This is a genomic window from Streptomyces sp. NPDC041814 (assembly GCF_055590565.1).
On sequence record NZ_JBVJAM010000013.1, the window covers coordinates 69,815 to 82,620 of the forward strand.

The 12,806-nt window shown below is 70.4% G+C and carries 9 protein-coding genes; 4 read left to right on the plus strand and 5 right to left on the minus strand.

Translation table 11 applies throughout. From position 1 onward, the window contains the following. Window positions 1–14: 14 nt before the first annotated feature. On the minus strand, window positions 15–1,310 hold the full coding sequence (locus tag ACZ6C6_RS28420; RefSeq protein ID WP_469206661.1) for a cellulase family glycosylhydrolase: 1,296 nt from the start codon (window positions 1,308–1,310) through the stop codon (window positions 15–17). 447 nt (window positions 1,311–1,757) lie between these two features. Here ACZ6C6_RS28420 and ACZ6C6_RS28425 point away from each other — a divergent pair, with 447 nt between their 5' ends. Continuing rightward, a complete protein-coding gene (locus ACZ6C6_RS28425) occupies window positions 1,758–2,717 on the plus strand; it encodes an ROK family protein (protein ID WP_469206663.1) in 960 nt (319 codons plus the stop codon). A 579-nt stretch (window positions 2,718–3,296) separates the two neighbouring features. On the opposite strand, the gene ACZ6C6_RS28430 is transcribed toward ACZ6C6_RS28425, so the two are convergent. The 3 genes from ACZ6C6_RS28430 to ACZ6C6_RS28440 form a co-directional block, all read right to left on the minus strand. Next, entirely contained in the window at window positions 3,297–4,199 is a 903-nt protein-coding gene (locus ACZ6C6_RS28430; protein WP_469206665.1) for a carbohydrate ABC transporter permease, read from the minus strand. Continuing rightward, a complete protein-coding gene (locus tag ACZ6C6_RS28435) occupies window positions 4,196–5,167 on the minus strand; it encodes a carbohydrate ABC transporter permease (protein WP_469206906.1) in 972 nt (323 codons plus the stop codon). The genes ACZ6C6_RS28430 and ACZ6C6_RS28435 overlap by 4 nt, the downstream gene beginning before the upstream one ends. Before the next feature lie 85 nt (window positions 5,168–5,252). After that, window positions 5,253–6,575, minus strand: coding sequence for an ABC transporter substrate-binding protein (locus tag ACZ6C6_RS28440; protein ID WP_469206667.1), 1,323 nt, complete (start codon window positions 6,573–6,575; stop codon window positions 5,253–5,255). 269 nt (window positions 6,576–6,844) lie between these two features. Between ACZ6C6_RS28440 and ACZ6C6_RS28445 the strand changes: the two genes are divergently transcribed. Further along, a complete protein-coding gene (locus ACZ6C6_RS28445) occupies window positions 6,845–9,244 on the plus strand; it encodes a glycoside hydrolase family 2 protein (protein WP_469206669.1) in 2,400 nt (799 codons plus the stop codon). After that, a complete protein-coding gene (locus tag ACZ6C6_RS28450; RefSeq protein ID WP_469206671.1) occupies window positions 9,241–10,266 on the plus strand; it encodes a LacI family DNA-binding transcriptional regulator in 1,026 nt (341 codons plus the stop codon). Before ACZ6C6_RS28445 ends, ACZ6C6_RS28450 begins: the two co-directional genes overlap by 4 nt. Window positions 10,267–10,314: 48 nt before the next feature. On the opposite strand, the gene ACZ6C6_RS28455 is transcribed toward ACZ6C6_RS28450, so the two are convergent. Further along, the gene (locus tag ACZ6C6_RS28455) at window positions 10,315–10,650 is read right to left on the minus strand and encodes a DUF6204 family protein (RefSeq protein ID WP_469206673.1); all 336 of its coding nucleotides are present in this window, start codon (window positions 10,648–10,650) and stop codon (window positions 10,315–10,317) included. Window positions 10,651–10,833: 183 nt separating this feature from the next. On the opposite strand from ACZ6C6_RS28455, the gene ACZ6C6_RS28460 reads away from it, so the two are divergent. Continuing rightward, a complete protein-coding gene (locus ACZ6C6_RS28460; RefSeq protein ID WP_469206675.1) occupies window positions 10,834–12,801 on the plus strand; it encodes a DUF5107 domain-containing protein in 1,968 nt (655 codons plus the stop codon). Window positions 12,802–12,806 lie beyond the last annotated feature (5 nt).

Here is a 12,806-nt window from a genome sequence, read left to right on the forward strand (position 1 = left end):
GCAGGCCCCGCCCGTCAGGCGTCGGCGCGGCTGCCCCGTACGACGCAGGAGCGGCTGCTTTCCCAGCCCCAGCCGTCGCCGTCGGGGTCGGAGGAGGCGTTGGCGCAGTACGGGTATCCGTTCGGGGCCGTACCCGTGCCGGAACCCGTGTCCGGTGCGCTGCCCCGTACGACGCAGGAGCGGCTGTTCTCCCAGCCCCAGCCGTCGCCGTCGGGGTCGGAGGAGGCGTTGGCGCAGTACGGGTATCCGTTCGGGGCCGTACCCGTGCCGGTGCCTCCGTCGCCGCCGCTCGAACCGCCGCCGTAGACCGTGGCGCGGACGGAGGTGGCGGTGATGCCGTTGCTGCCGTTGAAGAGGCGGTCGCCCCAGCTGGTGAGCGAGTCCGGGTCGAATCCGTTGACGAGGTCGAGGTACTCGACTCCACCGCCGTTGCCGCTCCACGACCAGCCTATGTAGCCGAGCCGCAGCGACTGGGCGGTGGCCATGATCGCGTCCTCGTCCGGGTTTCCGTCGCTGTGCGCGTTGCCGAACTCGCCCACCACGACGGGGAGCCCGTTGTCCACGAAGTGGTTCAGATAGTCCCGCACCTCGGTGGCCGTGTCGTAGACCCCGTACATGTGGATGGAGAAGACGGTGTTGCGGTCCGGGTCGGCGGCGAAGACCGAGGCGGCGTTGTCCCGCATGGTGCCGGACCAGTCCTGGCCCCAGTTCGGAGCGTCCACCATCAGGGCGTGCCGCAGCCCGGCGGCGCGCAGCTTGCCGATGGCGTCCTTGGTGGCCGACGTCCACCCCGTGTAGCCGGTGTTGCCGAACGGTTCGTTCCCGATGTTGACGACGACGTAGTCCTCCTGGCCCTCCAGCGCGCTCTTCACGCTGATCCAGTAGTCGGCCGCCTTGTCCAGCGACGTGGCGGCGGAGTCCTCGCCGTAGCCGGTGGTGTCGTGCGCCTCCAGCACGCAGATCACCTTGGCGGCCTTGCATTGCGCGATGAGAGAGGACACCTCGGACGTCGTGGTCTTCGTCCAGCGGTCGCCGCTGCCCAGGACGACGCGGACCGTGTTGGCTCCCCTGGCGGCGATGTCGGAGATGGCGGTGGTCTGCTCGGGATACCAGGCGTACGCGTGGTTGACACCGCGCATCACGAACTCGTTGCCGTTGGCCTCGTACAGCCGGCCGTCGCCGACATGGAGTCCCGTGTCCGCGGCCTGTGCGGCACCGGCGGGACCGAGGACGGACAACAAGGCGCCGGCCACGCCGGTGGCCAGCGCCGTGACCGTCGTGAGCAGGAAGCTTCCGGGGGGTTTCTTCATGGGCTCTCCTCAAGGGGGCATGGGTGAGAGGTCCGCGGCCGCTCGATGGGGACCCGGCGCACGCCATGGTTGGGACAACGTTGTCAGGCGTGGCATCCGGGCGTATGGCTGATGGGTGGTCAACCTGCTTGAGCGGAGGGGGAATCGGGGCCGCCGCGCAGTGTCCGGCGCCGGCCCGGCGTTGCCCTCATATGAGGCACTGGATGTTCCAATCATGTCAATACACGTGTCGCTCGTATTTCATTCATGACTTCCGCGCCATGACGCGGGTGGGGGAAATTCGGGCTGCTGGAGGTGCATTCGGGAGGTGTCCCGAGGTCGCTCGAAAGTGCGGAATTTGCTAAACCATTGCTCAACTGAGTCAACGGGGCTAGACAACGTTGTCAAGGGCGGGCAGAGTACGGCTGGGGGCGATGTGCGTCCCGGCACGGAAGGGCGGAACACGTAATGGTGTACGGAGCACTTGACATAGGCGGGACCAAGATCGCCGGGGCGCTCGTGGACGGGGACGGGCGCCTGCTCGCACGCGTCCAGCGGCCCACCCCCGCCCGGCGCCCCGCCGAGGAGCTGGCCGCCGCAGTGGTGGCGGTGCAGGACGAACTCGCGGCCCATCCGGCGTGGGCCGGCGTCACCTGCCTCGGTGTCGCCAGCGCGGGGCCGGTCGACACCGCCCGTGGCACCGTGAGCCCGGTGAACATCCCGGCGTGGCGGGAGTACCCGCTGGTCGAGCTCGTCCGCGGCCATCCGGAGACCCCGGCGGGCATCGAGCCCGTCCTCGTGGGGGACGCCGTGGCCATGACCGCCGCCGAACACTGGCTCGGCGCCGCGCGCGGTGTCGACAACGCCCTGTGCATGGTGGTCTCCACGGGCGTCGGAGGCGGCCTGGTCCTCGACGGCCGGGTGCACGGCGGCCGGACGGGCAACGCCGGGCACATCGGGCACATCACGGTCGATCTCGACGGCCCCCGTTGCCCCTGCGGTGCTCCGGGCTGCGTGGAGACCTACGCCAGCGGCACGGCCATCGCGGCCCATGCCCGGGCCCTCGGCTGGACCGCGCCGCCCGGCGTGGCGCCGACTGCTGCGGCGGTCGCGGAGGCGGCCCGCGGCGGCGACGGCCGGGCGTGCGCGGCCTACGAACGCGCGGCGCGTGCCCTGGCCGCCGCGATCGCCGCGACGGCGGCACTCGTGGAGCTGGAGCGCGTGGTCATCGGCGGCGGGGTGGCGCAGGCGGGGGAGGTCCTGTTCGCCCCGCTGCGGCGCCGCCTGGCCGACTACGCCGTCCTGGACTTCGTGCGGGACATCCCCGTGGTCACCGCCGGCCTGGCCCTGGACGCGGGGCTCGTCGGGGCCGCGGCCGTCGCCGCGTCGGCCCCGGACTCCGGGCTCGTGCCCGCTCTGCGTTCCTGATCCCGGCCGGGGCACGGCCGTCACTGGCGAAGCCGTAAGCAAGTGGACGTGGAACCTCTTGTCAGCACCATCCGCTGTTCGACGTTCCGCCCGTACGCGTTCTGAGTCCGGCGCCGGACGGGCCGGAGGAGGTGTACCCGGCGCCGGTGGACGATTTCCGGCTCTCGCGCCTCCGGGTGGTGGAGGGCGGCCCTGCCGCGGTCCTGGAGGCGACGGCACCGCACATCCTCGTCTGCGCGCGCGACGACCTGCGCCCGGGCGGTCCGCAGGGTGTCGTACGGCTGAGTCCGGGCGGCTCGGTGGACGCCCCCCGCCGGGGAGCGGGGAGCTCTGCCGGGCCGCTGTCGGCACCGCCGCTCCACGGGCCCCGCGTCGCTGCCCCGATTCGTACGCATCCGGTAGCCCCGGGACTCAACCGGTTTCGTGAATTGCCTTCCTCGTGCGTCCCGCTTTATCGGGACGGCGAGGAAGAGAGCAGGTCACGCATGTCGACCCCGGCAGCGGTCGATGAGAGCGCAGAAACTCGCCGGCTCAGCAACGTTCCTGGCGCTGGGCCGGCGAGTCGGTGTGTGCGGAGCGCTACTTCGTCGCGCCTTGTGCGAAGCCGTTGTAGATGTAGCGCTGGAGGAAGAGGAAGGCGATCAGCGTCGGGACGATGACGAGGACGGCGCCCGCGGAGATGTTCTCCCAGTGGGCTCCGAACGGACCCTTGAAGCGGAACAGAGCGGTGGACACCGTGCCGAGCTCCGGCGAGGGCATGTACAGGAAGGGGATGTAGAAGTCGTTGTAGACGGTGATCCCCTTGATGATCACCACGGTCGCGATCGCCGGCTTGAGCAGCGGGAAGATGACCTTGCGGTAGATCGTGAACGAGTTCGCTCCATCCAGTCGCGCGGCTTCGTCCAGCGAGACAGGGATGCCGCGGATGAACTGCAGGAAGATGTAGATCGAGACGATGTCCGTGCCCATGTACAGCAGGATCGGGGCCCAGCGGGTGTCGAACAGGCCGAAGCTGTTGACGACCTGGAAGGTCGCGACCTGTGTGGTGACCCCGGGCACGAGGGTGGCGATCAAGAAGAGCGCCATCACGAGCTTCTTCGCCCGGAACTGGAACCGGTCGATGGCGTAGGCCGTCATCGAGCCGATGAGCACGGTGCCGGTGATGGAGAACAGCAGGATGAACGCGGTGTTGCCGAAGGCCGTCAGCATCTGGCCGTCGGAGAACGCGGTCGCGTAGTTGTCGAAGTTCAGCCAGTTGCCCGGGAGCGACAGGGCTCCGCCGTCGGTGGCCTCCGACGAGGTCTTCAGCGAGGTGAGGAAGACGACCGCGAGCGGGAGGACCACCACCAGCGAGGCCACGACGAGCGATGCGTAGACGAGTGTCTGCCCGATTCCGCCGCGCACGCGGACGCGTCGCCGGCGGGGTGCGGTGCGGGGGCGGCCCGCGGTCTTCGGGTCCGCGGTCTGCGGGGCCGTGGTCATACGAGGTCCACCTTTTCGTCGGGCACGAGTCGGCGCTGGATCCAGGTGATCAGCAGGATGATCAGCAGCAGCACCACGGCGGCCGCCGAAGCCAGCCCGGTCTTGTTGAACTGGAACGCGAGCTTCACGGTCTGGATGACGAACGTGGAGGTGCCGGTCGCGCCCCCGGTCATGATCCAGGGAATCTCGAATACGGCGAGCGACCCCGAGATCGCGAGGATGACGCTCAGGCTCAGCACGGGCCGGATGCTCGGGGCGATGATGTGCCGGAACTGCTCCCACTTGTTCGCGCCGTCCAGTTGCGCTGCCTCGTACAGCTCGCCGGGAATGGACTGGATGGCGCCGAGGAACAGGACGAAGTTGAGGCCCGTGAAGCGCCACACCGAGACGCCGGCGAGCGAGGTGTTGGCCGAGGCGGGGTCGCCCAGCCACGCGTGGTCGGGGCTCTGGCCGAACCAGGACAGCACCGTGTCCAGGGTGCCGCCGTCCTGGAAGAAATACAGGAAGACGAAACCGATGGCCACGCCGTTGATGAGGTAAGGGAAGAAGAGCAGCCCCTTGAACAGGTTGCGGAACCGCAGGTCGAAGCTGAGCACCGTGGCGAAGTACAGCGCGATCACGATCTGCACCACGGACGCCGCGAGGTAGTAGAAGCTCACGAAGAAGACTCGGAAGAGCTCGGGCCGGGTGAAGATCTGGACGTAGTTGTCCATGCCCGTGAAGTTCCGGTCGGGGCTGATCCCGTCCCAGTCCGTGAAGCTGTAATAGATCATGTTCCCCACCGGTACGTAGGTGAACGTGATCAGCAGGGCCAGCGGCGCCAGCAGGAACAGCCACGGCGTGGCGCGGCGGAGCGACCGGCCCCGGGGCCTGCGCTCGCGAGGGCTGCCGCCCGTGGGGGAGGTGCCGCGCCGGTGGGGCGTCGCACGGTGCGTTTTCACGCTCACCGCCCCGGTCGTCTCGGTCATGTCGGGCCTTTCGTCGTCCGCGTCGGTCATGCGGTGTACGCGGGACGGGACCCGGCCGGTCTCCCCGGCCGGGTCCCGCACCGGGTCAGGAACCGGCGGTCCTCGCGGCGTCGTTCCACTTCTTGTTCAGCTCGCCGAAGTAGCTCTCGGCGTTGCCCTTCTGCGCCCCGCGCGCGATGTCGATCAGCTTCTGCCGGTAGTCGGGCTTGTTGAGGCCGATCTCGGCGGCGTTGTCGATGTCGTTCACCGCGCCCGTCTTGCGCTCGGAGCGCTCGACGAAGGTGACATCGTTGTCAACGAATTCCTTGAGGGTGTCGGGCATGGGGGACGTCTTCAGGGTGGGAACGGCCCCCTCCTTGGCGGAGTAGCCGGACTTCTCCGTGAACCAGTCGATCCAGGCCCGGGCCGCTTCCTTGTGGTCCGAGTGGATGTTGACGGCCTGCTGGTAGTCCGAGACGAGCGTCGCGCACTGCTGCCCTTCGTCCTGCTGGACGGGGACGGGCATGTAGCCGATGTCGTCGGGATTCCCGCCGGCCGTCCGGGCGGCGTCGCGCATCTGCGTGATCGCCCAGGAGCCGACCATCATGGAGCCGATCTCGCCCTTGGCGAGCTTGCTCTTGGACGCTTCCCAGTTGGTGGTGCTGGGGTCCTTCTCCGAGAGCCCGCCCTTGACGATGTTGTAGAGCAGGGAGTCGACCACTTGGAGTTCGCTGCCGGTCTTCCAGGGCGAGACGGCACCGGCCAGCTTGTTGTTGGCCTCCTGGTCGCAGCTGACGGAGCCGATGTTGGCGGACCACTGGACCAGCGGCCAGCCGTCCTTGAAGTTGGTGTAGTAGGGGGTCGCCCCCGTCTTCGCCTTGACCGTCCTGAGGTCCGCGATGAACTCCTCCGGAGAGTTCGGCCAGGCGGTGATCCCGGCCTTCTTCCAGAGGGCCTTGTTGTAGACGAAGCCGTTGGCCGTGCCGAACTGCGCGATGCCGTAGGTCTTGCCGTTGACCTCCGACTTGTCGCTGAAGCGGTACTTGCTCGCCATTTCTATGGAGGAACCCAGCGGCGCGAAGAACTTGGGGTAGTCGTTCTTGGCGACCGCTGCCGGGATCATCAGGACGTCGCCGTACTTGTCCGTGTTCATCCGGATCTTGACTTCGCCCTCGTAATCGGTGAGGCCCTCGAACTTCACCTTGATCTTGGGGTAGACCTTGTTGAACTCCGCCGCGTAGGCCTTCATCGCGCCGCTCTTGATCAGGTCCGTCCGCTGTGTCAGGACCGTGATCGTGCCGCTCGCGCTGCTCGCGTCCGCCGGTGCGGAGGCTGTCTCGGTCGACGGCGTACCGCTGCCACTGCAGCCCGTGGCGGTGAGTGTCGCGATGGCCAGAAACGCACCTGTGAGTGTCCTGGTCTTCCCCATGTGCCCAACTCCTTCGGACGGCGGCTCGGGTCTGCGCCGGATGTCGGCACTATGGCAGGGCGAAGGTGAACCGGTAAAGCGTTTGTTTCCCCTGCGATGCCTAATCGTTACCAACGTTCGAGTTAGTGCAGGTGAGATGGCGTGTCTTGCGGCGGACACGTTGCCGTCCTGTGACTAGACCGGTTTATGGACAGTGATCGATCGGCGGGTTAGGTTGTGCGGCGTCGAACATCTGTCAGCGTGCGCACTGGGCCGATTGGAGCCGCACCATGAAGGACATCACCCCGCTCACCGAAGGCTGGAATCTGCGCCATGACGAGGCGCTGCTGCCCGCCCGGGTCCCCGGCTGCGTCCACACCGACCTGCTTGCCGCGGGCCTCATTCCGGACCCCTTCCTCGAACGGAACGAGACCGAGGTCGCCTGGATCGGCCGACGGGCCTGGACGTACGAGACCGACGTCTCCCACAGCAGCCCGCACGAGCGCACCGACCTCGTCTTCGAAGGTCTCGACACCGCCGCGCGGATCACCTTCGCGGGGCGGGAACTCGGGTCCACCCGGAACATGCACCGCGGCTACCGGTTCGACGCCACTGGACTGACGGGCCGTCTGGAAGTGTGCTTCGCCTCCGCGTACGAGGAGGCCGAATCCGTGCGTGCCGTCACCGGCGACCGGCCCAACGTGTATACCGAGCCGTTCCAGTACATACGGAAGATGGCGTGCGGCTTCGGCTGGGACTGGGGGCCGACCCTGGTCACCGCCGGCATCTGGCGGCCCGTACGGCTGGAGCACTGGTCGACCGCCCGCCTCGCCACTGTTCGCCCGCTCGTCACCGTCGACGGGGACCGGGGGTCCGTGGAGGTGAGGCTGCGGGTGGAGCGCACGGAGTCCGGTGCCTCCGCCCCGCTGCGGGCGCGGGCCGCGGTGGCCGGCGAGGAGGCGGAGCTCCGGTTCGAGGGCGATGAGGCCGTGCTGCGGCTGACCGTCGACCGGCCCCGGCTCTGGTGGCCGCGCGGCTACGGGGAACAGCCACTGCACGACCTGGAAGTCACCCTGTACGACGAGGAGGGGGCGCTGGACACGTGGCAGCGGCGGATCGGCTTCCGCACCGTCGAACTGGACCGCGCACCCGACGAGCACGGCACCGGCTTCACCCTCGTCGTCAACGGTGAACGCATCTTCGCCCGGGGCGTCAACTGGATCCCGGACGACGTCTTCCCCTCACGCATCACTCCCGAGCGCTACCGCGCCCGGCTGCGACAGGCGGCCGACGCCAACGTCGACCTGGTGCGCATCTGGGGAGGCGGCATCTACGAGGACGAGGCGTTCTACGACGCCTGCGACGAGCTGGGGCTGATGGTCTGGCAGGACTTCCTCTTCGCCTGCGCCGCCTACCCGGAGGAGCAGCCCCTGCGGGGCGAGGTCGAGGCCGAGGCACGTGACAACGTTGTCCGCCTCATGCCGCACGCCAGCCTGGTCCTGTGGAACGGGAACAACGAGAACCTCTGGGGCTTCCGCGACTGGGACTGGGAGCCCGGACTCGCCGGTGACTCCTGGGGTGAGGGCTACTACCTCGGCCTGCTGCCCCGCCTGGTGGCCGAACTCGACCCCACCCGTCCCTACAGCGCGGGCAGCCCCTGGTCGGGATCGTGGGACCACCACCCCAACGACCCGGCCCACGGCACGTACCACTCATGGGAGGTATGGAACCGTCAGGACTACGCCGAGTACCGGGCGAACGTCCCCCGGTTCGTCTCGGAGTTCGGCTGGCAGGCCCCGCCCGCGCTGGCCACGCTCCGGCGCGCCCTGCCCGGCGAGGAACTGGCGCCCGACTCGCCCGGCATGCTCCACCACCAGAAGGCCGAGGACGGAAACGGCAAGCTGGACCGGGGAGTCGCCCGCCACTTCGACCTGCCCGACGGGGACTTCGACCGCTGGCACTACCTGACCCAGGTCGTGCAGGCCCGAGCCGTCGCCGCCGGCATCGAGCACTGGCGTTCCCACTGGCCGGTCTGCGCCGGCACCGTCGTCTGGCAGCTCAACGACTGCTGGCCGGTCAGCTCCTGGTCCGCCGTCGACGGGGACGGCCGCCTCAAGCCGCTCCACCACGAGCTGCGCCGGGTCTACGCCGACCGCCTGCTGACCCTGCAACCCGGTGACCAGGGGCCGGTGCTCGCCGTGGTCAACCAGTCGGCGACGCCTTGGCGCACGGAGGTGGCCCTGCGCCGCGTCGAGGCCGACGGGGCGACCACGGGCCGGGGCGTGCAGGAGGTGGCGGTGGCCGCCCGTTCGGTGGTCCGGCTCCCCGTCCCCCCCGGCCTGGTGCCCGCCGGACTCAGCACCAAGGAGTTCCTCGTCGCCGACGCCGACGGACTGCGCGCCACCTTCTTCCCCGTCCCCGACAAGGAGTTCGGCTACGCGGCGCCGGCCTTCGACGTCGTCGTGGAGCCCGGCCCGGACGGCAGTGGTAACGTCCACGTGGTGGTCATAGCACACACCCTCATCAGGGATCTTCTCCTTCAGGCGGACCGCCTCGCCCCGGGTGCCACGGCCGACCGGGGTCTCACCACCCTGCTGGCCGGCGAGCAGGTCCGCATCCGGGTCGACGGGTGCGGCGACGTCACCGCGGACGAGGTCCGGGCAGCCCTGTTCTGCGTGGGCGAGCGGTGAGCGCTCCGGCCCGCGTGACCATCAAGGACGTCGCCGCCCGGGCGGGCGTCTCCAAGGGTGCCGTCTCCCTGGCGTTCAACCAGAAGCCCGGCGTCTCGGACGCGACCCGGGAGCGCATCTTCGCGGCCGCCCGGGAGCTGGGCTGGGCGCCGAACCAGACGGCGCGCAGTCTCTCGGGCCGGCGCGCCGACATCATCGGCCTCGTGCTGTGCCGCCCGGCCCGCCTGCTCGGCCTGGAGCCCTTCTACATGGACTTCATCTCGGGCATCGAGGCCGTACTCGCCGAACGGTCCTGCTCCCTGCTCCTGCGCCTGGTGCGTGACGTCGACGAGGAGATCGAGCTGTACCGGACCTGGTGGCGCAGCCAGACCATCGCCGGCGCGGTCCTCGTGGACTTCCGGGCCGACGATCCGCGGGTCCCGGCGCTGGAAGCCATCGGACTGCCGGCGGTCGCCGTCGGCCACCCGTCGCTCACCGGCTCGTTCCCCGCGGTGTGGACCGACGACGCCACGGCGACGGCGGAGGCCGTCCGCTATCTGGCCGCCCTCGGACACCGGCGGCTGGCGCGGGTAGGGGGTCCGGCCGGATTCGGACACAGCGCGATCCGCGCTCAGGCTTTCGATGCCACGGTCCGGGAACTCGGCCTGGAACAGGGAACCCAGATCGCGACGGGCTTCGACGAGCGGGAAGGCGCCCGGGCGACGCGCTCCCTGCTCCTGGCGGGCAACCGGCCGACCGCGATCGTCTACGACAACGACATCATGGCGGTGGCGGGGGCCGGTGTCGCGGCGGAGATGGGGTTCGTCGTCCCGGACGACGTGTCCCTGCTGGCGTGGGACGACTCCCAGCTGTGCCGGATCACCCATCCCACCCTGTCGGCGATGAGCCACGACGTACACCACTTCGGTGCCGAGGTGGCCCGCACGCTGTTCGCCCTGACGGAGGGGAAGCACAGCGGCTCCCTCCAGGTGCCGACCCCGTCCCTGACGCCCAGGGGCTCCACGGCACGGGCACCCCGGTAGGCGCGGTGGGCCGTGCGGCCGGGGCCCCCGGCCGCACGGCCCCAGGAGTCACCGCCGCTTGTAGTTGATCTTCATCGTGTCCATGTCCGTCGCCGTGGACCGCAGCTCGCCGTGGCCGTACCCCGCCTCGCGCAGCGTCGTCTGCGCCCGGTCCTCGGCGATGGCACCGGCCATCTCCTCGCCGTCCTCGGCGTCCGACTCGACCACGAAGCGGAAGCTGAAGTGCTTGAGGACGCGGTCGTAGGTGAGTGAGCCCTCCTCGGTGAACTGCATCGCGGCGAGCCCGTGCTCCTCGACCTCGGCCAGCAGCCGCTCGTGTGCCGCGTCCGTCAGATCCTGGAACGTGCCGCGCACGATCACCCGGTAGGTGTGCTGCGTACTCATCTGTCGCGCTGTCCCTCTCGCCCGCTGTGTCCGGTGTCCGCAGCGAGCGTACGGGGCGGTGAGCGGGACGGAAACGGAATTCCGTGCGCCGAGACGCCCCTTGTCGGGGCGGCGACCGGCGTGTTCCATGGTCATCGGGGGGCGCCCGGACCTGTGGCGGCCCGCGCGAGAAGCGAGGTTGCCGTGGCCACCACCGTACGACGTGCCGTCCTGACCCTGCCCGCGGCGGCGACCGGGCCGGAGAACCCGCTGCCCGCGCTGCGGCCGCTGGACGAGACGCACGTCATCGAGGACCGGGACCGGTCGGGGCTCCCGCGCGACATGGCCCGCCAGCTCGGCCACGCCCCGCTGACCACCGTGCTGCCCGTCCGCCTCCTCGACGGCTACGGACGCGACCGCGTCCCCACGGACCTCGACGCGATCGTCATCGAGAACGATCACCTGCGCGTCACCGTGCTGCCCGGCCTGGGCGGCCGTATCCACTCGCTCGTCCACAAGCCGGCCGGCCGCGACCTCGTCTACGCCAACCCGGTCCTCCAGCCCGCCGACTTCGCGCTCAACGGCGCCTGGTTCTCCGGCGGCATCGAGTGGAACATCGGCGCGACCGGGCACACCACGCTCTCCTGCGCCCCGGTGCACGCGGCGCTCGTCCCGGCTCCCGACGGCGGCGAAATGGTCCGGCTCTGGGAGTGGGAGCGGCTGCGCGACCTGCCCTTCCAGGTGGACCTGTGGCTCCCCGCCGACTCCGCGTTCCTGCACGTCGGCGTACGGATACGCAACCCGCACGAGCAGCCCGCGCCGGTCTACTGGTGGTCCAACACCGCCGTCCCCGAGGACGCGCGCACCCGGGTGATCGCCCCGGCCGACGAGGCGTGGCACTTCGGCTACGAGCGCAGCCTGACCCGGGTCCCGGTCCCCGAGAGCGGCGGTGCCGACCGCACCTACCCGCTGCGCAGCGAATACCCCGCCGACTACTTCTACGAGGTGCCCGACGGCGCCCGCCGCTGGATCGCCGCCCTGGACGAGCAGGGCCACGGACTCGTCCAGACCTCCACGGATCTGCTCCGGGGCCGCAAGCTGTTCCTCTGGGGCAGCGGGTCCGGCGGGCGGCGCTGGCAGCAATGGCTCACCGAGCCCGGCACCGGCGGCTACGCGGAGATCCAGGCCGGACTGGCCCGCACCCAGCTGGAGCACATACCGCTGGAACCGGGCGGCGAGTTCAGCTGGCTGGAGTCGTACGGGCCGCTCGCCGCCGATCCCTCCGCCGTCCACGGCGACGACTGGGCGGCGGCCCGCGCCGAGACCGAGCGGCGGCTCGCGGACGCCCTGCCGCGTGCCGACGTGGACGCGGCGTACACCGCCTGGCGCGCCCACGCCGACGCCGAACCGGGCGAACGGCTCGCCACCGGCTCCGGCTGGGGCGCCCTGGAGGTGCGGCGCGGCCGGTACGAGCTGCCCGGCACGCCGTTCACCGACGACATGCTGGGCGAGGAGCAGGCCCCCTGGCTCGGACTGCTGGACCAGGGGACGTTCTCCGGTGCCGAGGGGACGGTCCCCGGGCCCACCCTGGTCTCCCGGCACTGGCGGGACATGCTGGAGACGGCCCCCGCCGAACCGCTCACCGAATACCACCTCGGCATCGCGCAGTGGCACGCCGACGACCGCGCCCAGGCGGTCCGCAGCTGGGAACGCGGTCTGCCCACGGCCGCCTCCCGCTGGCCGCTGCTGCGCTGCCTGGCCGTGGCCGCCCTGGTGAGCGGCCAGCGCGAACTGGCCGCCGAGTACTACGCGGAGGCGTTCGACGGGCTGTGCGCGGAGCGCCGCGAGGGCGACGAGCCGTGGACGGCTGCCACCGACGCGCTGGGCCGGGAGGCGATCGAGGCGCTGCTGCCGGCGGGGCGCACCGAGGCCGCCCGCACGGTGTGGCAGGGGCTGCCCCCGGAGGCCCGTGCGCGCGGCCGGTTCCGGCTGCTGGAAGCCCAGCTGCTGCTCGCGGAGGGCCGTCCCGACGCCGCGAAGGCCGTGTTCGACGCGGGCTTCGAGGTGGCCGATCTGCGCGAGGGCGCTGAGATCCTCGAGGAGGTGTGGCAGCGGCTCACGGACGAACCGCTGCCCGCCGCGTACGACTACCGGATGCGCCCGCGCGCCTGAGCAGG

Coding starts and splice junctions, on each gene's coding strand:
- ACZ6C6_RS28420 (WP_469206661.1), bottom strand. CDS start 1,310: ATGAAGAAACCCCCCGGAAGCTTCCTGCTCACGACGGTCACGGCGCTG.
- ACZ6C6_RS28425 (WP_469206663.1), top strand. CDS start 1,758: ATGGTGTACGGAGCACTTGACATAGGCGGGACCAAGATCGCCGGGGCG.
- ACZ6C6_RS28430 (WP_469206665.1), bottom strand. CDS start 4,199: ATGACCACGGCCCCGCAGACCGCGGACCCGAAGACCGCGGGCCGCCCC.
- ACZ6C6_RS28435 (WP_469206906.1), bottom strand. CDS start 5,167: ATGACCGAGACGACCGGGGCGGTGAGCGTGAAAACGCACCGTGCGACG.
- ACZ6C6_RS28440 (WP_469206667.1), bottom strand. CDS start 6,575: ATGGGGAAGACCAGGACACTCACAGGTGCGTTTCTGGCCATCGCGACA.
- ACZ6C6_RS28445 (WP_469206669.1), top strand. CDS start 6,845: ATGAAGGACATCACCCCGCTCACCGAAGGCTGGAATCTGCGCCATGAC.
- ACZ6C6_RS28455 (WP_469206673.1), bottom strand. CDS start 10,650: ATGAGTACGCAGCACACCTACCGGGTGATCGTGCGCGGCACGTTCCAG.